Annotated in this window: 23 protein-coding genes and 3 pseudogenes; 13 read left to right on the top strand and 13 right to left on the bottom strand. The window is 61.9% G+C overall.

From position 1 onward, the window contains the following. Positions 1-111 precede the first annotated feature (111 nt). The gene (locus M2432_RS18430; RefSeq protein ID WP_280828273.1) at positions 112-444 is read right to left on the bottom strand and encodes a hypothetical protein; all 333 of its coding nucleotides are present in this window, start codon (positions 442-444) and stop codon (positions 112-114) included. 160 nt (positions 445-604) lie between these two features. On the opposite strand from M2432_RS18430, the gene M2432_RS18425 reads away from it, so the two are divergent. Next, the gene (locus M2432_RS18425; protein ID WP_280828272.1) at positions 605-1804 is read left to right on the top strand and encodes a hypothetical protein; all 1200 of its coding nucleotides are present in this window, start codon (positions 605-607) and stop codon (positions 1802-1804) included. Further along, on the top strand, positions 1801-2523 hold the full coding sequence (locus M2432_RS18420) for a creatininase family protein (RefSeq protein WP_280828271.1): 723 nt from the start codon (positions 1801-1803) through the stop codon (positions 2521-2523). Before M2432_RS18425 ends, M2432_RS18420 begins: the two co-directional genes overlap by 4 nt. A 980-nt stretch (positions 2524-3503) precedes the next feature. Here M2432_RS18420 and M2432_RS18415 read toward each other — a convergent pair. The 4 genes and pseudogenes from M2432_RS18415 to M2432_RS18400 all read right to left on the bottom strand — a co-directional run. Then, positions 3504-4400 (bottom strand): MsnO8 family LLM class oxidoreductase, encoded by an 897-nt coding sequence (locus M2432_RS18415; RefSeq protein WP_280828270.1) that lies wholly within the window; start codon positions 4398-4400, stop codon positions 3504-3506. A gap of 298 nt (positions 4401-4698) precedes the next feature. Next, positions 4699-7827, bottom strand: coding sequence for a lantibiotic dehydratase (locus M2432_RS18410; RefSeq protein ID WP_280828269.1), 3129 nt, complete (start codon positions 7825-7827; stop codon positions 4699-4701). A 14-nt stretch (positions 7828-7841) separates the two neighbouring features. Further along, complete coding sequence (locus M2432_RS18405; RefSeq protein WP_280828268.1) at positions 7842-9203, bottom strand: lanthionine synthetase C family protein; 1362 nt, start codon at positions 9201-9203, stop codon at positions 7842-7844. A gap of 2105 nt (positions 9204-11308) precedes the next feature. Next, positions 11309-11579 (bottom strand): annotated as a pseudogene (locus tag M2432_RS18400) (ISNCY family transposase); the annotation flags it as partial. Here M2432_RS18400 and M2432_RS18395 point away from each other — a divergent pair. Further along, a complete protein-coding gene (locus tag M2432_RS18395; RefSeq protein WP_280828399.1) occupies positions 11559-11696 on the top strand; it encodes a hypothetical protein in 138 nt (45 codons plus the stop codon). The pseudogene M2432_RS18400 and the gene M2432_RS18395 overlap by 21 nt on opposite strands. A 66-nt stretch (positions 11697-11762) precedes the next feature. Here M2432_RS18395 and M2432_RS18390 read toward each other — a convergent pair whose 3' ends face one another. Further along, positions 11763-13364: a S53 family peptidase gene (locus M2432_RS18390; protein ID WP_280828267.1), complete on the bottom strand. Its 1602-nt coding sequence runs from the start codon at positions 13362-13364 to the stop codon at positions 11763-11765. 119 nt (positions 13365-13483) lie between these two features. Between M2432_RS18390 and M2432_RS18385 the strand changes: the two are divergent. Next, positions 13484-14048, top strand: a pseudogene (locus tag M2432_RS18385) (ATP-binding protein); the annotation flags it as partial. Here the strand turns inward: M2432_RS18385 and M2432_RS18380 are convergent. After that, a pseudogene (locus M2432_RS18380) lies at positions 14013-14252 on the bottom strand (ATP-binding protein); the annotation flags it as partial. The pseudogenes M2432_RS18385 and M2432_RS18380 overlap by 36 nt on opposite strands. Further along, positions 14156-14446: a hypothetical protein gene (locus tag M2432_RS18375; protein ID WP_280828266.1), complete on the bottom strand. Its 291-nt coding sequence runs from the start codon at positions 14444-14446 to the stop codon at positions 14156-14158. The gene M2432_RS18375 and the pseudogene M2432_RS18380, both read right to left, overlap by 97 nt. 603 nt (positions 14447-15049) lie before the next feature. Between M2432_RS18375 and M2432_RS18370 the strand changes: the two genes are divergently transcribed. Together M2432_RS18370 and M2432_RS18365 are read left to right on the top strand one after the other, a co-directional pair. Then, positions 15050-15250 (top strand): hypothetical protein, encoded by a 201-nt coding sequence (locus M2432_RS18370; RefSeq protein WP_280828265.1) that lies wholly within the window; start codon positions 15050-15052, stop codon positions 15248-15250. Between the two features lie 166 nt (positions 15251-15416). Continuing rightward, positions 15417-15830, top strand: coding sequence for a hypothetical protein (locus M2432_RS18365; RefSeq protein ID WP_280828264.1), 414 nt, complete (start codon positions 15417-15419; stop codon positions 15828-15830). Positions 15831-15910: 80 nt separating this feature from the next. On the opposite strand, the gene M2432_RS18360 is transcribed toward M2432_RS18365, so the two are convergent. Continuing rightward, a complete protein-coding gene (locus M2432_RS18360) occupies positions 15911-16468 on the bottom strand; it encodes a hypothetical protein (protein ID WP_280828263.1) in 558 nt (185 codons plus the stop codon). Between the two features lie 222 nt (positions 16469-16690). Between M2432_RS18360 and M2432_RS18355 the strand changes: the two genes are divergently transcribed. Then, complete coding sequence (locus tag M2432_RS18355; RefSeq protein WP_280828262.1) at positions 16691-17626, top strand: hypothetical protein; 936 nt, start codon at positions 16691-16693, stop codon at positions 17624-17626. A 151-nt stretch (positions 17627-17777) separates the two neighbouring features. Here the strand turns inward: M2432_RS18355 and M2432_RS18350 are convergent, their stop codons facing one another. Then, on the bottom strand, positions 17778-18992 hold the full coding sequence (locus M2432_RS18350; RefSeq protein WP_280828386.1) for a hypothetical protein: 1215 nt from the start codon (positions 18990-18992) through the stop codon (positions 17778-17780). Positions 18993-19191: 199 nt separating this feature from the next. Here M2432_RS18350 and M2432_RS18345 point away from each other — a divergent pair, with 199 nt between their 5' ends. Further along, positions 19192-19770, top strand: coding sequence for a DUF6431 domain-containing protein (locus tag M2432_RS18345; protein ID WP_280828261.1), 579 nt, complete (start codon positions 19192-19194; stop codon positions 19768-19770). Positions 19771-19836: 66 nt separating this feature from the next. Here M2432_RS18345 and M2432_RS18340 read toward each other — a convergent pair whose 3' ends face one another. Together M2432_RS18340 and M2432_RS18335 are read right to left on the bottom strand one after the other, a co-directional pair. Then, complete coding sequence (locus tag M2432_RS18340) at positions 19837-20229, bottom strand: hypothetical protein (protein WP_280828260.1); 393 nt, start codon at positions 20227-20229, stop codon at positions 19837-19839. Positions 20230-20471: 242 nt separating this feature from the next. After that, on the bottom strand, positions 20472-20786 hold the full coding sequence (locus M2432_RS18335; RefSeq protein WP_280828259.1) for a hypothetical protein: 315 nt from the start codon (positions 20784-20786) through the stop codon (positions 20472-20474). Between the two features lie 598 nt (positions 20787-21384). Here M2432_RS18335 and M2432_RS18330 point away from each other — a divergent pair. From M2432_RS18330 to frdD, 5 genes are read left to right on the top strand one after another with little or no spacing between them, the layout of a single operon-like run. Further along, positions 21385-21627 carry a hypothetical protein gene (locus M2432_RS18330; RefSeq protein ID WP_280828258.1) on the top strand — a complete coding sequence of 81 codons (243 nt, stop codon included), beginning with the start codon at positions 21385-21387 and terminating at the stop codon, positions 21625-21627. A gap of 9 nt (positions 21628-21636) precedes the next feature. Further along, on the top strand, positions 21637-23376 hold the full coding sequence (frdA, locus tag M2432_RS18325) for a fumarate reductase (quinol) flavoprotein subunit (RefSeq protein WP_280828257.1): 1740 nt from the start codon (positions 21637-21639) through the stop codon (positions 23374-23376). A gap of 35 nt (positions 23377-23411) precedes the next feature. After that, the gene (locus tag M2432_RS18320) at positions 23412-24155 is read left to right on the top strand and encodes a succinate dehydrogenase/fumarate reductase iron-sulfur subunit (protein WP_280828256.1); all 744 of its coding nucleotides are present in this window, start codon (positions 23412-23414) and stop codon (positions 24153-24155) included. Then, positions 24152-24544: a fumarate reductase subunit C gene (locus tag M2432_RS18315; RefSeq protein ID WP_280828255.1), complete on the top strand. Its 393-nt coding sequence runs from the start codon at positions 24152-24154 to the stop codon at positions 24542-24544. Before M2432_RS18320 ends, M2432_RS18315 begins: the two co-directional genes overlap by 4 nt. Beyond that, on the top strand, positions 24541-24909 hold the full coding sequence (gene frdD, locus M2432_RS18310) for a fumarate reductase subunit FrdD (protein ID WP_280828254.1): 369 nt from the start codon (positions 24541-24543) through the stop codon (positions 24907-24909). The genes M2432_RS18315 and frdD overlap by 4 nt, the downstream gene beginning before the upstream one ends. Positions 24910-25246: 337 nt before the next feature. On the opposite strand, the gene M2432_RS18305 is transcribed toward frdD, so the two are convergent. Beyond that, entirely contained in the window at positions 25247-25417 is a 171-nt protein-coding gene (locus M2432_RS18305) for a hypothetical protein (RefSeq protein ID WP_280828253.1), read from the bottom strand. Positions 25418-25758: the final 341 nt, after the last annotated feature.

The following is a 25758-nucleotide window of genomic DNA, read 5'->3' as shown; positions in this document are numbered from 1 at the left end:
GATTATTTTCTGCCTTTCGTGAAACAGACTGTGGGAGTGGGGAAACCACCCCGGCAGCGCTCCAAACCAACGTCAGCAATTAGTGGCTGCCGGGATGGTTCCCTGCCGGTTTTACGGGCGGGGCGTGGAACCCGGCTTGCCGCCCTCGGCGGTGGTGATCGTCTCGGCGCGGAATGCGATACCGCTGCGGCCGTCCTGCGACCACGGCAGTGCCACCAAACCAGTCACCGATACCTGCTGGCCCACAGCGACTTTCGGTGCACCAGGCACGGTCACCGACAACACATCCCCGCCATCGACGTCCAGCGCCATCAACTGCACCGTATGCAGCACCGCGCCCGTGGCCTTATCGATCTTGGGCTGCCCGGTGCCGAAATCGGTTCGCGGCTCCGGGTTTTTCGTGCACATGAACGACACCGCAATGGTGTCGATTTTGAGTTTCATCTGTTCTGTCCTTTCCGATCGTTGTCACCGATGTGTGGTGACTGGATCAAGGACAGCGCGATCGGGTGAAGCGTCGATAGCGGCAGCTAGGAACAGCAAGGAACACTGCGAACGCGCAGATATGCCCGGACCTGCGGCGTTGTTCATGCATGATCGTTGTATGGCCTTGACCGACCCTGCTCGCCGCCAGAGCGGACTACGGGTTCATCAAGCGCGCGAGGACGCCAAGATGAGCCTGAGCGATCTGGCGGCCAGAGTCGAGACGGTCCGCAAGCAGCGCGGCGACACACCACCGGAGCGGGCTACGTTGCGCCAGCAGATCGTTCGGATCGAAGCCGGCGGCAGTGCGGGGCCGATGTGGCGAGGCGACCTCGCCGAAGCGTTAGGCCTCGATCCTGCCGACCTGTTCGGGCTGACAATCGAAACCAGTCTGCCGCGCCCACTTCTGCTGCAGCTTCCGGTTGACCGTGACGTCCTGACCGTGATCGCTGACCAGCGCCAAGTTCATATCCAGGCCGAACATACCTTCGGCCCGGAATACGCCCAACCGCTGGTGGAACGCGATTTGCAGACCGTGGAAGCGCTCATCAAATCCACGCCCGCCGAGCTGCGCACCCAGGTACGCGAGGTAGCAGGAACCATCGCCGAAGTCGCCGGCTGGATAGCGCAAGACCTCGGCGACCACCCCAAAGCGCGGGAATTGACCGATCGAGCCACCGATCACCTACGGGCCGCCGCCCCTGAACTGCGCGCCATGGTTTGGATGCGCAAATCCAACATCATCGCCAGCCAGGACCCCGACCTGGCCGTCGAACTCGCTGCCGATGCCGCACGATTGATCGACGGCCACGAAGTAGGACGGCTGCAAGCCAGCATCGCCCGTCAACAGGCCCTCGCTGCGATCGCCAACGAGGACAAACGCGGGTTCTTGCGTCACGCCGCGCATGCACTCGAACTCGGCGATATCGACCCGGCAGTCGATGATCGCGCCACCTACGCCCACGCTGGATTCGTCGCCAGCGATATCGCCGCGGGATACCTGGAACTGGGCCACCCACAGCAGGCCGTCGAGCTGCTCACCCGGCACCGACCGTCCTGGACCTCTCATCAGCATCGCGACCGGGCCGTCGCCGACATCCGGCTACTGCACGCTCTCGTTGTGATCCGCGAGTATCAACTCGCCTGCGCCCACGCCGCCGAAGCCCTGCGCGGCTACTTGGCAGCACCATCCCAACGCGCACGGCGACACCTTGCCAGCTGCGCGACCCTCCTGCGTGATCGACGCCGACACGACAAAAGCCCACTGCTGCAACAACTTTTCGGACAGATCAAGGACGCAACCGAAGGAATCGCCCCATGACCGACACCGTCATCCCCAATATCACCACGGCCAGCGACCACCCCCGAGCCGATCTTGCGGTCCTGCCGGTCGGCTCGTTCGAGCAACACGGCCCCTACCTGCCACTTGGCACCGACACCCTCATTGCCGTCGCCATTGCAACCTCAATCAGCGAACATCACAACATTTTTCAGCTTCCTCCCGTCACTTTCGGCTGCTCCCACGAACATGCCGCATTCGCCGGAACTGTCAGCATCACGGCCACCACCCTGGCTGCTCTTATCGGCGACATTGCCCACTCCCTGGCCGAGCAACATGTCCGCGGGCTAATGATCGTTAACGCCCATGGTGGCAACGCTGTCCTGACCAACGTTATCCAGCAAGCCAACCACACCGGCGCACCGATCCGACTCGGCCTGTACCCCAGCCGTGACGACTGGACCGAAGCCCGCGAAGCCGCCGACATCACCAGCAGCAGCCATGACGACATGCACGCCGGTGAACTCGAAACTTCGATACTGCTGGCGGCCTACCCCGAATATCTGCGAGACGGCTGGGCTGACGCCGACCACACCGCCGACGACCGCCGCTACCTGACCACCCTCGGCATCGCCGCATATACCGACAGCGGCGTCATCGGTTACCCCAGCCGCGCCACCGCCACCAAGGGCAGAAAAGCCCTCGACCACCTTGGACGCAGCGCCGAAACCCTCCTGAACATCCTCACCGCACCGCAATAGCCGACCAAGCCAGGGGCGGCGGCTACCGTCCGCTTGGCCGCTCCCGTCCGCCGCCGCCCAACAGACCGGCCAGCGCCACCCAAGGAGCCCAAGAACCGGCTCTGGCCTGCGGTATGAGAAGTCTCTGTCAGGAGGATCACCGCGCGGTCCGCTCCGAACGTGAGCGCCGCTGACGGCGCCGGCCGCCGATCCCTATGGCGGAATGGCGAGCAGACGGAACGGTCAGGCCGACTTGGTGAGAATTTTCGGTACTGGTATCAAGGTGGAACTAGTTGCGGAAGCTGAAGGTGGTGTCGCGATGACCGGTGTCCTTCTCGGGCGCAGGAGTAGTTGTATGCGCCACATGAGGAAATGATTTTTGATCGTTAGATGGCTAAGTCGACTCCCTTCTCTTGTAACCGGATTTAGTCCAGTCAATTGAAACCGTCTTGTCGCAACAGCGTTGCCAGTGCGTGCAGCCCAAGACCGTTCTCACGCAAACTTTCCTCCTCCTCCCCATCGAAATTCAAAAATAACCAGCATTGCTCTGGGATCATAGTGACAATATCTTAAGATATATGCGAACCGCATCCGAGTTGAACCGCTATGGACAATATTGTCGGCGATAATCACAAGAGCAGCGGGGAAACAAATCACCGTCCACATTCGCCGCGGTCCGTACTCTTTCGCGCTCTGCACATAACTCCCACTCGAAGCTGCGGATCGGAAACAGCCATCGCACCCAGAAGCAGGAATGAACGATATCAGAAGCCGACAACTTGTCGTATTCCGATTTCACGGGCAATATCAACCATTCCTCTCGCTACGACATAAGTTTTTGACCGTTCGACGGAACTCGCTTCGTGTCAAGTGCCCAAGCCCTTTTTGGCCACTCTGATTGGTAGGCAGAGTTTCCCGTGTCTGTGTAACTTAACTCGTAAACAGCATCGATAGCACAGCTCGGGTGGCTCCCCCACACGGCACTTCCACCCACCACTGACCTATCGTGATCTCAATGCACGTCCAAGCGACGCGATCATCCGTGCATGATCTTCGAATTTCTTCGAAAAGGTAGCAACCAGAACTTCATTTACGCCATAGCACGACGCAATTTTCTCGATCTTTTCTACACACGAGTCGCAATCACCCACTACATTGTTTTTAAACGGCCTGCCCCCAACCACAGATCTATCGATCGCTTGAGCGTCTTCGCTTGTTTCGCCACATATCACCGATACGGCGATCAGTGGACCCTCCATCGGAACCGGCTTAACTTCCGTCCGATACTGCTCAACCAACCCGGGACCAAACTCGTCCGAACCCGGGAAGATACACATGAAACCGTAGCGAGCAGACATACGGATAGCTTGCCGCGCGCTTCGACTGCCTGATCCTAAAATCCAGATCGGTGGTGGCATCACGCCGCGGGGTCGCGGCGTTAGCCAATCCGGGCGGTTAGCCTGTGGATCTAGGAGATAGACTAGATCATCAACCTTGGCGTCATAGCTCTCATCTGTCAATTCTTCATTATTTCCACCGACGAGCGCGAACGCCACATTTTGATCTAACACGCCCGGACCGCGGCAGAGCCCAAGGTCAAGTCGTCCGGGGAACGCCGCAGATAACGTTAGATAAAGTTCGGCCACCTTAAATGGACTGTAGTAGCGGAGCAGGAGACCGCCCGGACCTATTTTGATCCGGTCTGTTTTAGCGGCAAGAAGAGTTAGGATTATCTCTGGTGCCGCAAGGGCAGTGTCGGCACCATGATGTTCCCCCAGCCAATACCGGCTGAAATCATATTTCTCGGCCAGCCTTGCCAATTCGACGGTATGCTCTAGCCGCTCTTTGGCGTTCAGCCCCTCGAACTCTCGGCCGAAATCGAGTACCCCTATTTTCATTCGTCCATCGTTCCAAACAACGGCTGTGAGCTGTCAGTATGTAATTTCAACGTCACTAGCTGGCACGCTAGCGCTAGCTTGCCCTCGTTAAGGCCTGTCCACTTAGGGCCAAGAGATTGAGTATTGGTCGACATACCTCTGGCCAGATTCTGTGCATTTCTGTATCCAAATCCGGTCTGGAGCCTAACCGCTGCTCCGTGCCCACAACATTGTGTTGGATACATCTGCTTCATTCGTCCTATCTTAGAATCCTCGTAGCCGCGGATACATTTAAAATTGAATCGCTCCGTTGGTAGCACTAGGCGGCGGGTTCGGGCTGAGGGTCGCGTGGCACGGTCGCCGCTTGGTGCGAAATTGTGTCCCGCGTCCGAAGCAGCAAGCCGAGCGCTCGCCGCTCTGCGCTCGGGTCTCCCCAAAGCCGGTTAAGGTGCATGTGCACGTAGCTTTCGTAAAGTCTCGATAGGGGTTGTGACAGGACCCCTTTGATATCCAGCTGGCCTAGCTGAGCTGCAACAGAACTGACAGCCGCCCGACGGGAAGCGAGCGCTTCGCGGACGGATGCGTCAACTTGCGAAGGATCGCGCAATGCAGTTACTAGCATGTCGCGCATTGTTCGGTACTCGGCGCCTGTCTCCTTCCGGGATGTAACCGTCTGCTTCAGCCACGCAACTCGGGATGGCTCGTCAACGTTAAGCGCTTCAAGCAAGTCGTCTACCGTGACCACGCCGAGTACCACGCTGTCCGCGCTAAGCCCACTGTCGATCAGTTTGACGACGGCACGGCTATCAGCGGCAAAAAGCTCCTCAGCAATGGTCATGGCATCGGGGCCGCCGTACCGCTCGACCTCCCGTTCGTACGTGTCAAAAGTGAACTCCGAACAACGGCCCTGCGCAACCAGGCCGGATGCCCAGTCGCACAATCGCGGGAACAACACCTCGGTGAGCCTTCGCGGTGATCCATGAAACCGCAACCTCAAATGAGGGCGGGGATCAGCGTAACGCACGAAAAACCACCCATCAGCCAGCTGCGATTCTTGGACCTCATCACAGAGACTGCGTACTGGACCTGCAAGGAGTTCGTTCTGTCCGCTCCGTGGCGCATAAATTTTCAGGTACAGCCAGTCGCTGCCGGGGGGCCGCACGCGAACGTCGGACCCGATCATCGGGCTGGAATGGAGCTTCTGTTGGTCCGCGGCTCCAGCGCGCCCGGCAGGGCGCGCATCCAGCCCAAGAGAGACAACCAGCTCCGCAATATGGTGGCCGCCGTCAGCTGAAGGAAGCCAGGCATGTTCAGGTCCGGGTAATGCCTCCTGAAGGAGCCCCTGGCCGCGAATTGTTTCGCGACGCAGTTCGCGACGCAAGTCGTCCACCTGTGCGGGGTCGTCGAGATCGTAGAGAAGCCGATTGTCGGCATAGCTCAGATAGACCCGGCGGGGCACACGCCAGTGCTTCCGCCACGCCGCGAACCAGGCACCGAAGGCCTTGGCGTTCTCGACGGGAATGTCTTTCCCAGGGGCGCCTCTAAGGCGCCACTGGGCGCAATGAAGGATCGCGCGCCCGGCCTGAACGCGTGGCAAGAAATCGAATGTGCCCGCAGGACCCCAGTCGAAGCCGCTCAGCCGCGCAATTCCGTCGTGAGTGATCTCCGTTAGGAACGAGCATTCCGGCGGAGCCTGATTCGAATTCAGCATATGACCGGCAGCAAACCGGACCACGACATCTCGCCGCGGCCAGCGCACGTAGAAGCGGCTTTGGCGGACCCCGACGACAAGCTCGTTGAGCGGTACCACGTATGGGGGCGAGACGCCGGGTGTGACCCCATGGACGGCTTCGTAGTAGCGGACGCCTGGACGAACAACAACGTTCGCTATCCGGAAATTCGTAGGTAGGTAAACCACTTCCGCCGTGATCCAGTCTGGGGTGAACTCCTCGTCACGCCGGGCGGCGCCCTCTAGTGCTGTGCGCGCTTCCGGCCCAAGGCAGGGCACGAAGCGTGCCAGGTTCCTGCCAGCCTCCTGTGCACCGACATTGGGGCCGACCATGACCTGGAAATCCCCCTCATCGATCGCTGCGCACGAAGAGGCCAGGACGAACACATTCAAGTCGATCGAAGTGGGCAAGTTCACTTCAGCTAAATCGCGGATTGAGAGCCTGCTTATCAGTTGATCGTCTAGTTCGATGCACAGCTGGCCATCCCGGATAGCGCTCAACGCCAAAGCTTGCAAAGTTTCCGAGCGGCTGGCGAGGCGCTGCGCATCGCCGGTCCAGCCAGGGTTGTGCCGGCCGATCGGCCCAAGCCCCCAGTCGGAATCGACCAGTTCGAGAAGCGGAACTTCGCGGTTAACGCCGTATTTGCCCAGGAACACCTGTCGATAGCCCTCGACTAGGGCCGGTCCGTTTGGCGCGGGGGTAAGCCTCAACAGGAGATCAGCAGCATGGGCCGCCTCTCTGCCGATGGCAGATGAAAGGTGCCGCCCTCCGAGAGCAAATGTCATGTCGACTTGCAGGGGCATTTCGGTCTGGGTAGGTCCGAGAAGGGACAAGTGGGTGGTCGCTTTTCGCAGCGCCGATGGGCCTTGGTCGACTGGGACCGTGTCGCAGGCGTCGATGGTGCGTGACAGCGCGTCGAGTTGCACGTTCAGCGCCTTACCGGCCGCTATTGGCCTTAGGCGGTCGCGGACCCAGGTCATAGGCTCTTCCACGGTGAGAGGCGGCATGAGCTCGGTTCTTAGAAATCCGTGTTGCCACAGCTCGTTAAGGAGGCGCTCTGCCTTGCCCGGGGTGGCCGACGGGGTAGTGGCGACCAACTGCTCGAGCAGCTCCGGGTAGGCGACTGGCGCCCGCGCGAGCTCGAGTACACGCCGTACCACGGGGGTGGCAGCTATGGAAACGGTTCCCTGCGATCCGTGCCCAGATGGCTGATTTCCAGACAGGAACACGCGGCCGTTACGCGTCCAGGCCGAGGAGTTCGCAAACCACCGGAGCTGCTGACGTACGGCGGGTGTCGTGTTGAGGTCGAGCACGTAGCGCACGAGCCAGTCCATGTCGACACGTGTGCGCGTCTGCGGTGGCCCAGCCAGGAGCACATCGGTGTGCTGCCCCCAACCTGCGAGGGCGACGCCGGCGAAAGTTCCGTAGGGCGTCGGACGCGTCGACATCCGGATGAGGAATCGGCGAAGCTTGCTCGTAAGCTGGACCGCCTTCTTGTCATGCGCCGATGCTCTTTCCAGTCCCTCTAAGAGCGAGGGAGCTCCGATCGCCAGGGCGCGCCGCACCTGCGGATCAATAAGCGTGGGAGTGGAAGATCCGGATTGAGGGATGGTTGGCTTCCCCAAAGCCAGATAACTCTCGATGGGAAGCAGTGGCGCCCGCAACAACACGAAGTCGAGTGGCCGGTACAAAATCTTGCGATGGGACCTGTCTCTCATGGCGATTCACCGTATCAAGAAACAAGAAACGCTCGGTCCCAATCTGGCTCCACCGGGCAAGCGGCTGCGAGCAGCACCAATGCCACGCCGGGCGCCCCGTCCAAGAGGCCTGGCTGATCGACGCGCTTGCCTTCAAATTCAATACTCCGGTATCCGAGAAGAGACTCGGGCTCGTGGAGGGCAAGAAGCTGGGCGAGAACTGTGGAGGCGCCCGTGCGAAGGGTTTCTGCGCCGGTGTCGTTGCTGAGCCGTAGCAGGACTTGGAGAAGACCCGCTACCCCGTGGCAAAAGGTAGGTGAATCGATCCAACGCATCGCTACTGGCCGGCGCAGCACCGCTTCTGCCGCGGCGGCGGCGAGGTCACAGTACTCCCGCGAGCGCAAGGCAAGACCTGCCAGGTAAAGGGAGCGCGAGACTCCCGGGCTGCCGTAACACCATCCGGCCCGGGCCTGTGGGGGCTCTACTGGCGCGATCCGGAAGCCGCCATCACTCGCTGGCAGGAGGCCAACGCCGGCCGGCCAGTTGATGCCCCACTGGTCGTCAAGCCGATGAGCCAGAATCCAGGCAGCGAAACGATGAATCGCTTCGTCGAGTCCTGCGCATGTGAGACCAGCCAGGCGCGAAAGCGACAGAACGGCAAGCGGACCCGGAATTCCGTGTGCGAGACCACAGTTCAGATAGCCGTGTGGAAGCTGTTCCAACATGACGTCATTGCTGCTCGATAGATGGCGTGGCGTGTGCCAACGTGGCAGCCCGTCATCCTCTAATGACAGCTCAATGAGGGCGTCCACCAACTGATCCAGGACCTCTTCTGCGTCTGGGGACTCCCGACGGCTAAGGAGGTAGACCCCCGCACCGCTGAGGCCGGATATCAGGTCAAATGCGTTCACGGGCACACCGTGTCGTTGCTCGCGAACATTCGCGATCAACGGCTTGAGCTGATCAATCAAGGCTTGGTCCAGGGTGGCCAGGAGACGCTGGTAGCGAGCACCGCCCTGGGAGAGGTACGACGCGGCAAAAGCCAGCCCGCTAAGTCCCGCGGAAAGACCGGGCGGAAGGTAGCCGCGAGATGCGGCATCGTGCGCAGCGATCTCAAGATGCCGGTGAGCTACGCGATCCCAGCCGTCGCCAGGAAAGCACCGGTCCAAATGCCCAAAGAGAAGAGCAAGCCCCGCATAGCCCTGAGCCAGCCCATAGCCAGCCCACTGCGGGCCACCCTTCGGCAAATTCGACTGCAGTCTGGCCTCGACAACAGCGCCCTCGACTTCGACCGGCGAGCGCAGGCGGTTTGCGATAGCCAGCGCGATCTCACGGGCCGCCGCAGCCTGCGTGCTCTCCGCTAGCGGGCTCCAACGGGAAACCCCGACACTCGGCATATTCCTCCCGATACGGCTGCGATCGCCATGATCAATTACGCGGTGTAGTCCTTACCATGGCTGTGGCTTGACGACCAGGGGAATGGCAAAAGGGCCCGCTTACTGTATGCAATTCTGGCACGTGAACATGCATGTCGGCTGGTTACACGTGTTCGGGCAGGTTTGCCCCTGACAGGTGCCCGCACAGGATTGAAATTCGGGGCAGGTGTCGTGGCACGTGACACCGCCCCCGCACGTGTGACCGCATGTGAACTGCCCCTGGCACGTGGTGTCGCATGTTGCGACGCCAGCGCATGTTGCGTGACCGCACGTGAACAACGCGCACGTGTTCCCGCAGGTGATGCCACAGGTGTGCGGGCAGGTGGCAATGACCTGGCAGGTGTTCCCGCAGGTGACTCCACAGGTGTTCCCGCAGGTGATTCCACAGGTGTTGCAGCCGCTAACTGGTGCAACGCCACAGGTGTTCCCGCAGGTGGCGATGACCTGGCAGGTGTTCCCGCAGGTGGCGATGACCTGGCAGGTGTTCCCGCAGGTGATTCCACAGGTGTTCCCACAGGTGGCAATGCTAAGAAAGTCGTGGGGTTCGAACGCCCCTGCGGCGGGACTCGCGCCGGCGGGCCCGCTGTGCACGATGTCGAGATCCCAGTCGCTGTCTTCACCGCCTTGCGGCGAGGAACCTCCTGCGCCTTGCGGTGAGGAACCTCCTTCGCCTTGCGGTGAGGAACCACCTCCGCCTCGGGGCGAGGAGCCTTTGGCGGGGCGGTGTGGTGCTGCTTGGCTCCACGGGATGTCGATATCGAAGTCATCGTCGTCACGCATGGAACACTCCCTTTGGTAGCCGCTTTCGAGGTTTCCTAGTTCGCGAGTTTCCTAGTTCACAAGAAGTGCAGAGGTTGGGGGATTCGGTTCACCGACAGGGCCGGGAACAGTCGATCGGTGGCCGGCAGGTCCATCGCTACCAAGACCATCGATTAAGACCACGGCCATTGGCGACGTCTCTGGGCGCTAGCCGCCGCGTGCATAGCCAGCAAACCCCGACGCCGAACCATGTTGGTAACGGCAGTCACCAGTGCGCTTGCAGTCGAAAATTCCTTAATGAAGCGCACCGGTGTGTCGTTTCGAATCCAAAGGGTCGTCGCTCCGTCAGGCATCACGGTCTCGGGAGTAGACGCAGTGTGGATAACGGCATCTTCGGGGAATTCGGCGTAATGGGATCCCCCTATTGCCGAATAGAGCCGAACCAGCCCCGGCTGGCTGGCCGGGCCGACGTAACCGGAGAGCTTTACCGGCGCTTGCGGAGGCGAGGCCGGTGGGGTACCACCTTCTGCGAGCTTTGCCAGCACCGGATGCACCGGTACCTTCGGCGTAGCAGGCTCAGACATTACTTCCCTCCTCACAACCGCAAGCAAAAAAATTCGCATGGCCACGAGCGTTGTGCCCGATGCGGTCGCAGCCGATCGATCTAACATTCCTAAGTACTAGACCGGATTGCCGAGCGGCACTAGCCTCACGTTTCCGCAGGATTGGCTTCCCCGGGGAGATGTTCACCGATCCGTTCCCCACCGGTAGGGGCTGGCCAAGTGCGCTCGCCGACCAAAAACCACAGCCCAACAATGTGCGCAACCCGGTGAAGAAGACGAGGCCGCGCCCCCGCATTGAAAGTACATCGTCGAATTCAGCCACCCCTGCACGATTTCCGATGCCGGCATGACCGACGTTACGGCGATTCCGAGTGGCCCGCGCGGGTAGTCGACTACCTGCTTGTGCTCGACTTTCCACATGTCGTGCTGAGCAGCTGGCAGGCGCGCGCACACCATTGACAAGAGCCGTGACAGCGATCGCGACAACAGCGACGTACACGAAAACGCGCGAGTTCATGACTCCTGCTAGCGCCTGTTTCTAATCCCGCTGGGTTCTGCGCCTAACAACAATACGCCACCGGCGATGGACATGGTGCAAATCAAGATGAATTTTCAGTTGTCTAACCGCGCGGTCAAGCCAGCAACTGCTTAAAACAGGCTAATTACTAGCACCTGAAGAAGGGTTCGCCGGATCGGGACTCAGTGGGTGGCGGCGGGAGCGGGTTGGTGGGTTGCCGGTAGGTTTCATGCGGCGAGGGCGCTGATCTTGACAGGTTGTGGGCGAAGATATCGTGGCCGCACCAGGTCCGGGCGCCTTTGATGCCGGTGAGTTCGGTGCGTTCCAGCAGTAGCTTCGTTTGAGATGGTTGTTTCGTCCGTCGGATCCGGTGCGCCATTTTGATTTTGTCGCGGAAGGCGTGTCGGAATTCGAATTCGCGGCGGTTGGCTGTTGGTTTGCTTCGGGCGGAATCGCCACGCTGCGCACGCCGAGGGCATGCAGGTCGCGTTCGACAGCGACCGGCTGGTGATCTTCATCAACGTGGTCGGATGCGGCACCGAACCGTCCGGCTATATCCGGCAAAACCGCCGCCAGGAAAGCAAACCGGCCGCCTCCCGGCACAGTGACTCATAACCCAGCCGGTAGCGAAACTTCAAGAACATCAGCCGCAGATAGGTCTTACATCGGAGGAACGCTGCATCAGGGGGCCGTCGCGGGTGATGCCGTGCCACGTAGCGCGGTGAGAAGCGCGCTGCCTATCGGACTCCCCAGACCTGTGCACGCGTCCCAGCCCGGGCCCGCGGAGTACGCGCCGTTATTGCCTTGCGTGATGTTACGAAACGCAGTGGGTGTGCCATACAGCGCTGGTAGAAGTGGCGCGACCGATTGGCCAATTTGCTGCTGTATCAGGGCGATCAGAGCCGCCCATAGCGGTGCAGCGGCGCTGGTTCCACCGGTGACGGTGGAGGTGTCATCGCCGAGGATTTGATAACCGGGGTCGGCGACACCCGCGACGTCCGGCACCCCACGCCCGGGCCGTCCCGGTGGGTTCGCCGAGATCGGCTTGATGCTTTGCTGGAAGGGAGGGACTGGGGTGATCACGCTTACGCCACCGCCGGTTGCGCCACCGTCAGGACCGTCATTCCAAACCGTCTCACTGGTTATCTGGCCTCCTGCGGCACGCATGCTGGTGCCCCCGCAACCGACAACCAACGGGCTCGCCGCCGGAAAATCAACATGAGCCTGCTGATCTTGCACCCCATCGCTTGAGCCGTCGTCTCCAGCTGAGGCGAAAACGGGGACACCCACTGCGGCAGCAGCCTCGAATGCCTGGTTCATCGCGTCACGGAAGTGAGCGGTCAATTTATCCTCGGCCGACCCCCAGCTGGTGCAAATCACCGTGGGCTGGTTGGTTTGATCAGACATCGCGGCCAGGAGAGCATCGGCGAGCCCTTGCTCTGTGTTGGGCGCAAAGTACACCGCGATCTTCGCGCCCGGGGCCACTGCTCCGGCGACCTCGATGTCGAGCACAACCTCACCGTCGAAGCTCTTGAGATTGCCGACCGGCGCATTGGTTGCTCCATCGACAGAGACCGCGACCACCGTCGGCGGCGGAGTAATTCCCAACTGGCTGAAGTACTGCGCTAGATCGTCCGGACGGAAGCCGCCACCGAGCTCGATCAGCGCGATGCACTGTCCCGCGCCGGTCGCGCCGGGCGGAAATTGGTAGAGGCCGGCGACCTGGTTAGGGGTGAACGCTGCCTGAGCAGCCGCCGAGGGGAGATTGGCCTCTTGCGCGGCCTGCCTCATCCTGAAGTGCGGGCGGGCAGCCGGCCGCGTATCGAGGCCCAGTACCGCGACGATCGCGGAGGCAAGCTCCTTAGGCACGTTAATGGAGCCACTGCGACCCCTGTAGACGCCGGTAGCTGACTTGTGCAGACCCAGGTCGACGCCGAATGCGTGGGTCATCGCAGCCACTGTGCCGCTCAGCTCTACCGTCCGCCGCTCTGGATGGACTGAGACGACATTGAGATCGTGATTCGCAGCGAATTGGCGGACGGGGGCAACATCCTCGGGTCGGGCACCGAACTTCTGGGCAAACTCCTCCCGGGTGAGATGCTGCCGGGCATCGGCAGGCGCTGTGGCTAACTGGGCAAGTAGGCGGTCAAGCTGGTCCTGCGCGCGACCACGTAGATGCACCGTGACCTTGATGATCTCTTGTTCCGGCGCCGGGCCGATGCGCGGGTCGGAGGGTGGACTGCGGTCGCTGCCCTCCAGGGCAACGTAATCCTGGCTAGTCATGGCTGTCCTCTCATCGCTGGACATCTCATATTCTGACTTGAGCTCAACTGGTCAGTGCGCATCACTCCGACGAAGGTTCCATTGTTACCCCCAGAAGATGGGATTGTTACCCCAGAAGATTGGGACCGGCGGCTCGGCTATCGAGGTAGTCGAGTAGGTCTTGGACGCAGGGCTGCCGCATGCTGCGCCTGCCCAGCATCCGCGACCGGTTCACCGAGATCGCCGCGGCCGCCGAGCGTGAACAAATGTCCTACCTGGGGTTCCTGTCTGAGCTGGTGATCACCGAGTGGGAGAATCGCACCCGCCGGGCGCGCCGGGCGCCGCATCCGCGAGGCTGGGTTTCCCCGGCCAAAACGGTTGGAGGAGTTCTCTTTTGAGGCTAACCCGGCCATCAACCCTGCGGTCATCGGTCAACTGGCCAGCTGCGCCTGGGTCAAGGCCGGACACCCATTGTGTTTGATCGGTGACTCGGGCACCGGCAAAAGCCATCTGCTGATCGCGCTGGGCACCCTGGCCGCCGAGGCCGGCTAACGCGTCCGCTGCACCCTGGCCAGCAAGCTGGTCAACGAACTGGTCGAGGCTGCCGACGACAAACAGCTCAGCAAGCTGATCAACCGCTACGGCCGAGTCGATTTGATCCTGGTTGACGAGCTCATCGAGCAGCAGCAGATCGGGGCGGCCGTAGCGGGCCACTACGCGGGATAGGACGCGTTCGTCGGCGGCTTCGACGAGTTCGTTGACCAGCTGGGCGCAGGTGACGTAGCGGACCTTGCGGCCCTGCTCGCAGCCCGCTAATCCGAGACCGGTGAGAAGGTGGGTTTTGCCGGTTCCGCTGTCACCCAACAGCACGACGGGCTCTCCGGCGTTGAGATAGTTACCCGACGCCATAGGGCGGGCCGGTCGTAATGAGCCCACGCCCCGATCGGGATCGCCCCGTCAGGCTGGTCCTCGGCCGCGCTGCATCGGCGGGCCTCGATCAGCACCACCTGGGGATCCAGCATGCCGGTGGCCACCGCCGTATCCATCGCCGCCAACAACGCGGTCTGCGGCAGCGTGCGGTGCGCCAGCAGAATCTCGATCAAGGCTCAGAAAGACATGCCACGCTTGTCCTGAAATCGGCCGATCAGATCGTCTGCACATTGACGGTGCAGACGATCGCCCACATCCCAAAATCCTGTCGGCATCGGCACCTTCGAGGGTGTTGAGCATCTCTGTGTATGACGACCACGGAGGGGCTCATCGTCACTGCCCCATTTGGCCAGCGCGCCGTCGCAGCGCGGGCAGCGCATGGTTCCTGCGGCGAGCCAGGCCGCGGCGTCCTCGGGCCGGCGGATGACGATCACCGCCGTACACGGCGTTCATGGTCCATCAGGCTTGCCTACCACGCCCGAATCGGGGAAGGGGCCAGTTCGTGTTGGGCGCAACGACTTACGCGACCGTGCCGTCACCCAGGTTGCAGACGACCCCCGCCCGTCACGATGCCGACGCCACAAAACCCCGCCAAGAGTCGTCACCGGCGATGCCACCGAGCTGTCCGGCAGGCTCTCGATACTGACGAATTCCGACAGGCCATCGACGCGACGGTCCGGCGGGCTCTCGACACCGACGAATTCCGACAAGCCGTCCGCGCAGCGGTCAAACCGTTTCTCGCCGACGCACGCCGTGACGCCCGCTAGGCGTCGGTGGTGAACGAGATCGAGCGCTCGGTGGCATGGCCGGTCAAGCGGGCCGTGGCTGAGGCGATCGGTTTTGACGAACTCGCCAAGCACGGCACACCCGAGCCACAGCGCGCCGCCGAGCAGACGAGACGCTCAATCGGTATCGCGGTAGATGCGGCGGTACGTGACGTGATCGAGCAAGCGTCTAACCTTCGCGAAGGGTCGTAGAAGCCTGGACCGATCCAGCGGCCTTCTGCTCATACGCGCGACCACGGTTCCGTCGGGGAGCTGCATCTCGTGAATGAACGTGACACCACTGTCGCAGGTCACTTCGCCGCGTGAAGGGCATATTAATCACCTGTCACCAACGTTGCGGCGCGCCGTTGTTAGCGCGGTGCCGGGGCCTTTAGCCAGCCGTAACCTGGCCGGCACGAAGGTCGTGCTACGGCTGGACGGTCACCTCGTCCACGTCGTGCACAACGGGGTGCTCGCCAAGACGCTGCCATCACCAATCCCGGCCGACCAGCGCACCAAGATCCGCGGAGCCCGCGTGGCCACTACGCAACTGCCCCCACCGCAACCCGGCCCCATCAGCGTCCAGCGCAAGGTCCCCACCGACGGCGTCGTGATGGTCGCCCGCCAGCGTCTGCGAATAGGGCGCACCTACGCAGGCAACATCGTCACCATCCACGTCGAGGACACTCATTTCCGCGTCACCTGCGACGGCGCCGAACTAGCCATCCACCCCCGCAACGGACCCAGTCAAACGCTGGAAAGCCAAAATCCACGCTCCCCGAATCTAATTTGAATGTCAGCAATGTCCTGAGACTCCCCACGATGTCATGAGCCTCAAACGCCAACTAACTCCTGAGACCAGATACAACCGGCTCAACATGGGGAATTCCGTGAACGTCGACACGTTGGGCTGCCATGGCCATTTACACCTGGCAGCACCATCGGCTGCCGCTCGATCGCTGCCAGGGCGTCCAGCAGCACGTTAATGTCTGCGAGCGCTTTCTCCAGCCATGGCCTCAGCACATTGCACTTGATCTCATCCACGTGCGGGATGAAGGCGGTGTCGTTCATTGGCGGGTGGTGCGCTACTGCGAGCGCGGCCAGGGCGCTATCGATGGACTTGATGACCACCTCGATCTGCTCGGGCGTCGGCACCATGAACCGGTGCTTCTTCGCGTTCAGATACGTCCGTAGTTCGTCTAGATCTGCCTCCACGGGGCTTCCGGGAAGGAGGCCTCGATCCACATTCTCAACTGCTCGCACCAAACGGAACTGCGAGTTGAGCCGCGCTCGCAGTTCCATACGCTGAGCTGCCTGGCGTTCGTCGAAAGGAGCGCTCTTCGCATTTTGGTTGGCGCGGATGGTCAGCCAGATACCGAAAGCAGTCATGACCAGGCCAAAGACGGTTGAGATGACGGTGAAAGTGTTCATGCCGCGGAGTGTACGGAGGCACGGTGCACGCACCCGACGCCTAAAACGACACTCAGCGTCGAGCAGTTCCTCGACGTAACCCACCACCTCACCATCGGCTCCACGCACATCGACTCCGCTGACATCGAGGACATGATCAAGCACGTCGTCCACCACGGCTCCGGTCGGTTCGGCGCCTTAGGTGCGCCCTATTGGGCCACCTGACACCCCTACCCTGTTTCCGTGGGGTATCTACCGCCGAGATCAGGTTTCTCGCTCGAAGAAATGAAAGCTCGGGAGGCGTACCTTGAGTCCCTCTCCGGCGCACAGTTCAAAGACGACATCCGGGCCATGAACTTCTGCTCGTACACCATGAGCCATAACGGGATAGCGCTCGAAAGCCATGTCCGTCAGTTCATGGGTGCCCCGGTGTTGCAGGAAGAACTGTCCGATGACTTCGAGAACGAGCTTGTCCGCTTGCTCCATAATTTTCTTGCCTCCGTCACTTCGCTGATCGACGCGCAACGGGTGGTAATGCGTCACCGGTGGCCGGATGAAGGTCAAACGCCGAAGTTCGCTCAGACCGAATACCGAGATGCCCTTGCAAAATGTTTCCGCCCAGGCGAATCCGAGTTCGTTGTCAAATTGAGGAACTACTGCACGCATCGTTCAATCGTTTCGCCCGGGCTTGAGACGACCATAAGTTGGGAACAGGGCGGCCCACTGATGCATCGAAACACGCTGACGCTCACCCGCGACGATCTTCTCGAATGGGATAGCTGGGGGGCGGCGGCTCGTTCCTATCTTGAGGGGCAGAACGAATCGTTTGAACTGGCTCCGATAATCGAGCGGTACACCGGGGCGGCGCGTGAGTTCTATCAGTGGTTCTGGGATGAGATGCACCGGCACTACTCAGTCGACCAAACTGAATGCCTGTCCAAAGGGAAGGAGTACGCCCTTTGGCGCCTCGAGAACGACAACCGACCGGAGTGGTGGCAACAAGGGCCAGAGCCGCCACAGGAATGGCTCGCAGATCCAACAGGCATGTCGCGCCGACAGCGCGCCCGCCGTCGATTGGAACGGTACGAGTTCGGGACGCACCGCTTCAACGCACATGTGATCGATGCCAACGGCGTCATTTTGTGGGTCGAGGACGACTGGAAGCCGCTTCCTCCCTGAGTTAGCTATCGCTCCGGCCCCGCCGCGGCGATGCCGGGCGATTCTTCAGCGGCTTAAATGACGAGTTCAGCGGTGCTTTACGGTTTCATTTCGGAGCAATGCAGCTGCTGGACCAACGTTGCCTCATACACGGATTGCCGCTGCGCTGCTGTCACGCTTCTGTCATGTCCCCATCACCACTGCCGGTGTCCGGCTCGTAAGTCTCGGCGAAATGCAGCACGCGCGGGGCCAGGGGCGTTGTCGGCGGGGCCAAACGACGGCGGGTGAAGCCGGGGCCGGTCTGCAGGAAGTACATGCCCTGTCTGCCCTCAAATCGAGCGATCAGCTCTCGTACCGTCGCAGCATCGTTGGCAACATTGGGATACAACACGTTGTCCAGCTTTTCCTGCAGCGGACCCATGAGCGGCTGGACAGCCTGGATCATGTCCAGCACGCTCGGATCGCCATCCAACTCCTGAAGTTCGCGAGGCTTCAGCCACGGCTTGTTTCGGTTCTCACGACCGATGAAATCCAGCATGAACCCTCGGTCCAGGTTGATCGTGACCTCGGGCTCAGCGTGCATACTCACGTTGAAGCTCCACTTGAACGCGTTGATATCGCCATGCTGCAGGGCATCACGCAGGGCCTCCAACCAGCGGTAGGCAAATGAAGTCGTCTTCAGGGCATCAAACAACGCCTTGACTTCAGCCACCTGATCACGACCCAATCCATGTGTTTGCCGCACGCTGCGGATCGTCTGGTACTCATGGATTTGCAACGCAGCGGTGAACGAGATCAAGGCCGAACGAATCCTGCGCCGACGCTCGTCCATGGCGTCCTGATCACCTAGCGACACACGTTGGCTCTGAAGCTCGCGCATCACAGCGATCAGTACGTCCAACAATCGGTCGCTCTCATCGGAAATGTGTTGCAGTAGTTCACTGTCGACCATGCGCCGAATCCGTTCGTGCGCATCTACGTAACGCTGGTGCTCTTCTTCGGTGAAGGAACACAGCTTCGTGAAGATGGGAGCGTCGGAGACCGCGGTGTCGCGGTACAGCAGAACCGCTCCGTAAGGATCAGCCTCAGCTTCGGCGTCGTCGGCGTCCATCTCTGCGTTTCTAGACTCGTGGTACTGCAGGGATCCACTTACGACTGCACGAACTGACGCGTTGCGGGCACTAATCGTATCGGCCGAAGGCAGGCCCTCCTGCAGCCACTGTCGCGCCTCATCGAGGATGCTTGCCAACCCATCTCGCAAAAGATGCTCAACGTCACTGCGCGCCAGGCGGTGTTGACCGTCGCGTTGAATAGCGACCACGTGGTGGGGATTCGTCATTGAGGTTGCGGACCGGTGATCGGGGCGATCGGGGTTGGTCGGCATCATCACGGTGATGATGATGAGCGGGTCCGCCGGTCACAGTGCCGCACCGGGTCCGTGCCGCCGGTATGGTGACGTAGCCCGGGTGGTCGTCATCGACGGTGACGGGCAGTGGTGAATTCCGTTGACACCAACACGAACTGACCCCTACCCCCGGGGCGGGGTGGTAAGTAACGCTGGTGCACCGTGGACACTTCGGGCGATCGTGATCGTTATTCGCCGGCCCGCCGACGCCGACACGTGGCTCACCGACGCCACCATGGCGTGCCCAGACTGCGGCGGCCCCCTGACGCGGTGGGGGTACGCGCGGGCACGCACCGTACGCGGGCCCGGTACGTCCACGGTCACCGTGCGGCCGCCCCGGGTACGGTGCACTGCCTGCGTACGCACCCATGTGCTGCTGCCCACCGCATTACAGCCACGGCGCGCCGATACCACCGAGGTCATCGGTGCCGCCCTGATCCACAAGGCCCATGGCCTGGGCTTCCGCCGTATCGCGGCGGTGATGGGCAGGGCCGAGTCCACGGTGCGGCGCTGGCTGCGCCGCGCCACTGACACACACCTGGTCTGGGCTTACCAACAAGGCGCCGCACGGCTGATCGCGCTGAACCCGGACGCGTTCACCCAGCTCCGCTTCGCAGGCGGTCAACTGCGTCATGCCCTGCAGGTACTGGCCGCAGCGGCCTACTGGGACGCCCAGATATGCGGGTTCGACGACTCGCCTTGGACCCTGATCGGGATGTACACCAGGGGCCGGCTGCTATCCCCACCCCGCTCCGGCTGAAAACACCGACCCGTCAACGGGATTCCCATGCCCGCAGCACGTCGTCAGCATGACGTGCAGCACCCCTCACCACGCCGACGACGCCGTCAACGCACCGATCACCCCGTCACCACGCCCACCAACACCGCCAACGACATCGGCAAACACAATGACGGCGTCATCGTCATCTTCAGCGACGGCTAACAGGCGGTCCCGAACATCAGGCGTGTCAGCCCAGTCTGTGGACACCTTGGTCATCACTCTAGTCAGTACGGCGAACGACTCCGTAATAACCAGCACTGCCGGACTTGTCGGTGGCGGGCTGTCTGTCATGGCGATGTTCTTCCAAGCGTCACAGGCGCTTTCGCAGAAGTCGCTTGGCGACTCACCTTCCAAGTCTTCTAGCGCTCCGCTGAACGCCTCCAGCCGGCCGATCCACTCTCGCAGATGCGCTACGTCTTCCTGCTCATCGTTCTCCATGTTCGTTGCTTCCCTATATGGTCACCGCAGTTGTGGCTCCCTTGTGTTGGGCAGCTGGACAGGATCGCACATAGGTGCCCTGGAGTCGCGTAGCGACACGCGGCGAGCCGCGCAGCGTTGAGTCGTCTCTTCCCCGCAGGGAGCCGCGGCGTGCCACCGTGCCGAGGCGGTTCGCGTCGGCGAGGTCGAGCTGCATCCGAGGTCCGAGCCAGCCGCGGTGGCGATCGAGGTGGCTAGCGAAGTCATTGCTTTCGTGGCCAATCCTTGAACCGGCCCGGCTTCGGCGCCTCCGAGTCCGACGCTGCACGGATTTCCAACGCCAACTGCTCCGCGTCCGTCCGGACCCGGTCGTCGGTAACGGCGGGCAGCGCCCGCTCGATGGCGTCGACGAGGGCCTGGGCCTGCTCGACCTTCTGCTGCCCGGATCGGCGCGTGCCGGGCAGCAAGGGGATCAACGAAGCCGGCGCCACTGCGTCGGCACCCGGTCGAACCACTTTGAGGTCACCACCAGTTGCCAGCGCAGCCGTTCGCCAGCCGCCAGAAAGCTGGCTGGTCAACGGCTCAACTCAAAGACCCCAACCCGTGTCGTAAGTGGCCAAGTCCCCCCTCGGACACATTTGTGATGAGTCGAGTCATCGGTGACAGATGAGTCGGGTCATCGGTAACAGGGAACCCCGGTCTTTTGGCCGGGGTTTTTTGTTGGTTAGGCCAGTAGTTGCGGTCGGGGTGGATGTGGTGGCCGATACCGAGGTGGTGCAGGCGGTTGCTAGTCGAGCTGGGCGGTGTGGCGACACGACACAACAGTCAAATCCTCAACGGCCACACCAGACTCCACCGCGTTGACCAAGGCAGCAACCCTGCCATTGGCTTCGCTAAGTTGGTGCTGGATGGCGGCGTAGCCAGTTCCTACTGCCGGGTCCATGTCCTGCCGGCGTGCGAGGTCTTCGGATCAGCCAGGGTGGCGATCCGTTCGCCAAGGAATTCCCTTGTAGGACATGGCCGGCGAAGAAGCGCTGCGACGCGCGGCACCGCCTAGTTGTTGAGCCTGCGCCCACACCAGAGCTGCCGCCCAGCGCACCACGTAGACGCGCGGGCCCGTCTTGACATACCCTGAATGTGACCTATATCACTCTCCCGGCTACGAGGAGGCGAACGATGGTCGCTACCACGACGCATTTTGGCAGGCAAAAGGCGCCCTGCGGCCACCTGGCCGAGGGAGATCAGCACATCGAATCCGACGACGACGGCCTCAATTACGACGACCTCAGGTATTCGTGCGGCTGCCGCGAAATCCGCCATGTGTACCACGACGGCACCACGCGGATGCGGACGATCCGTCACGATGGGAAGGTGCTGAGCGACGAGCACACCGATGAACACGCCACATTCGAGGCGTAAGCCACGCCGATGACCGCGGCCTTCGACATCGCGGTCATCGGCGGCGGCGGCGCGGGGCTACGCGCCGCGATCGCGATCGCCGATACGAATCCGCGACTGAAAGTGGCGATCGTCTCGAAGGTTTATCCGATGCGCAGTCACACCGTCTCGGCGGAGGGCGGCGCGGCAGGCGTGGTCGGCGAAGATGACAGCCTCGATGAGCACGCGTACGACACGATCTCCGGCGGCGACTGGTTATGCGACCAGGACGCGGTTGAAGCATTCGTCGCCGAAGCACCGCGCGAGCTGTTGCAGCTCGAACACTGGGGATGCCCGTGGAGCCGAAAACCGGACGGGCACATCGCCGTTCGCGCATTCGGCGGAATGAAGAAGCTGCGCACCTGGTTTGCAGCCGACAAAACGGGATTTCACTTGCTGCACACCCTGTTTCAGCGGGTTCTGGCATACCCCGACATCGTGCGTTACGACGAATGGTTCGCCACAACGCTGCTCGTCGACGATGGCGCGGTGCGCGGTGTTGTCGCCATCGAACTCGCCACGGGCCGCGTCGAAACCATCCTCGCCAACGCAGTCATCGTGTGCACCGGCGGCTGCGGGCGGGTGTTTCCCTTCACCACGAACGCGAACATCAAAACCGGCGATGGGATGGCGCTGGCCTACCGCGCCGGTGCGCCGCTCAAGGACATGGAGTTCGTCCAATATCACCCAACTGGCTTGCCGTTCACCGGAATTCTGATCACCGAGGCCGCGCGCGCGGAGGGCGGCTGGCTGGTGAACAAGGACGGTTACCGCTACTTGCAGGACTATGACCTCGGCAAGCCGACACCGACGCCCAAGCTGCGCAGCATGGAGCTCGGGCCCCGAGACCGGGTCTCCCAGGCGTTCGTCCACGAGCAGGAGAAGGGTCGCACCGACGAGACGCCCTATGGGCCGGTCGTTTACCTCGACCTGCGGCACCTCGGGGCCGAGTTGATCGACGCCAAGCTGCCGTTCGTGCGTGAGCTGTGCCGTGACTACCAGCACATCGACCCCGTCACGGAGCTCGTCCCGGTACGGCCGGTGGTGCACTACATGATGGGCGGCATCGGCACCGACATCAATGGCGCGACAACGCTTTCCGGCCTTTACGCCGCGGGCGAGACGGCGTGTGTGAGCATCAACGGCGCCAACCGGCTCGGGTCGAACTCGTTACCCGAGTTGCTGGTGTTCGGCACGCGGGCCGGTCGCACCGCAGCAGAATACGTATCCACCGCCGGCACGGCCTCACTCGCCGTGCAGGCACAGGCACGTGACGAGACGCGTCGGCTAGAGCACGAGCTCGCTCGCCGCTTCGAAGGCGGCGAACGAATCGCCGACATCCGCACCGCCATGCAAACCACCCTGGAGACGGCGGCAGGCATTTACCGCGACGGGCCGACACTGACCAAAGCCGTCGACCAGATCCGCGAACTCAAGGAGCGTTTCGCGGGCGCCGGTATCGACGATCACAGCCACACGTTCAACACCGAACTGACAGCCCTACTCGAGTTGTCCGGGATGCTCGACATCGCACAGACGATCGTGGAATCCGGGCTGCAGCGCGAGGAGTCGCGGGGCGCGCACCAACGCACCGACTTCCCCAAACGCGACGACGAGCGCTTCCTGGCACACACCGTGGTACATCGGGAAACCGACGGCACCGCGCGAGTCGACTACCTCCCGGTCACCATCACGCGGTGGCCACCGGGCGAACGTGTCTACGGGCGATAAGCCCGGGCGAACAAAGCGACGGGAGACGGACAGCGATGGCGGACCGAATCGTCATGGAAGTCAGCAGATATCGTCCTGAAGTCGACACCACCCCGGTGTTCCAGTCCTACGAGGTTCCCCTCACCCGGGAATGGGCCATTCTGGACGGCCTCAACTACATCAAGGATCACCTCGATGGCACCCTGACATTTCGATGGTCGTGCCGGATGGGCATCTGCGGCAGTTGCGGAATGACCGTCAACGGGGACCCGAAACTGGCCTGCGCAACATTCCTTGTCGACTATCTGCCCGGCCCGGTTCGGGTCGAGCCACTGCGCAACTTCCCCATCATGCGCGACCTCGTCGTTGATATCAGCGACTTCATGGCCAAGCTGCCGAAGGTCAAGCCCTGGATCATTCGCGACGACGAGAAGTCGGTCGATGACGGCGAATACCTCCAAACCCCAGCCGAATTGGACGAATTCAAGCAATTCAGCATGTGCATCAACTGCATGCTGTGCTACTCGGCGTGCCCGGTGTACGCCCTGGATCCCGACTTCCTGGGCCCCGCGGCAATCGCTCTGGGGCAGCGCTACAACCTCGACTCCCGCGACGACGGCGCAGCGGATCGCAGGGACGTACTCGCCGCCGCGGATGGCGCATGGGCATGCACGTACGTCGGCGAGTGTTCGACCGCGTGCCCGAAGGGCGTCGACCCCGCGGGAGCGATTCAGCGGTACAAGCTCACGGCGGCAACATATTCGGTGAAGCATCTGGTGTTTCCCAGGGGGACGCGATGACCACCTCCACCCGACCGTACCGGCCGCCGGTGCCCCGGCTGTGGTGGCTGAAACGACGGTCGTATCTGCTGTTCATGCTCCGCGAGCTCAGTTGCGTCTTCGTCGCATGGTCTGTCGTGTACCTGGTGCTGTTGGTGCGCGCGGTCGGCAGGGGCGGGGATTCGTATCGCGAGTTCATGCACACGGCAGCTGCTCCCCCGGTCGTCGCGCTCAACATCGTCACGTTGGTGTTCCTGCTGTTGCACGCGGTGACCTGGTTCAGCCTGGCGCCACGGGCGATGGTGATCCACGTTCGGGGACAGCGACTTCCGGCGCGTGCGGTTCTTGCGGGCCACTACGTGGCGTGGCTGGCGGTCACGGCTGTAATCGCCTGGGTGGTGTTGATATGAGCGCATCCCCCGCGCCACGTCGATCCTCACCTGAGCCGTTCCTCTGGCTGCTGTTCAGTGCCGGCGGGATGGCCGCCGCCCTGGTGCTGCCTGCCGTCATGTTGCTGTTCGGCGTACTGATTCCGCTCGGGCTGATCGACGCGCCCGAACCGGCTCATCTGCTGGCCGTCGTCCGTAATCCGCTGACGAAGTTGGTGCTGATCGGTGTCAGCGTGCTGACCCTGTTCCATGCCGCACATCGATTCCGGTTCACCTTCGAACACGGGCTCCAGCTGGGCAGGTTTGACCCGGTGATCGCTCTATGTTGTTACGGTGCAGCCATATTGGGGTCGGTGGTCGGGTTTTGGGTGTTGATCTCGGTGTGAGGAACCAAAGGCAGCAGGTACTGAACTTCAAAAACCCGTGGGGTCTTGGGCATTCCGGAAATGCAGCTTGCCCATCGACTCCATCCGCCGCCCCAACCGGATCGTGCTACGCGGGGAAGGCGACGGCCGACCACTGCGCCAGTTCACCGACGATCGCACAGCGGTCGCCTCCGCGCACTTCACCGCGCGAGCTCAGCACAAAGAGTGTCCCTAGCGCATCGCTAGCGAGCTACTAGCCCGAGTGTGGGTGGGCGAACTAATCGCCGTAATGTCCTGGTGGCTGGGGGCCGGATGCCCGGACGGCCCCGAACTGATAACCGCGCAGTTGCTCGACCTCTCACGGCGAGGGCACTACCGGGCCTCCGGATTCAACGACGAACAAGCGCGGCAGCGCTAACGCGTCTTCAATCTTGATCGTCGTTTTCGGCCCAGTGATGTCGGCCAGACGGCCAGCTTTCTGAACCGTGACCAAGCCAAGGGTTGCAGCAATTGTGTTCAGTTCAACCACTTACTTCGAAGATCACAATCCGTGTCGAAGATCACAACCCATGACGTGAGTGGCGGCGAAATCGCGGCCGTCCGGGCGGCGCCCAGGATCCAGCGCATTCAAGCGATTCTATCGCGGGCTTTCGCATGTCTTTGCTACAACGCCAGCGCTGTGCAACTGCTCAGCGGTTTCGCACACACCTCGACAGCAAACGCACTGTTCAGAGCTTTTTGGAAGATATATTTTCGATTTGACTCCGCGCACGCTTGGGTCTGCTGCACGATCAGGTGACAGTTTTCTCACGCGGCTTGTCTGGCCGGTGCGGTCATGATTGCTTCGAATTCGATCGGGGTCAACCGGCC

The sequence above is a fragment of the Mycobacterium sp. OTB74 genome (assembly GCF_029892685.1).
Classification (GTDB): Bacteria; Actinomycetota; Actinomycetes; order Mycobacteriales; family Mycobacteriaceae; genus Mycobacterium.
Note: the sequence above shows the minus strand (reverse complement) of the source record. Positions and strands in the feature narration are given on the sequence as shown.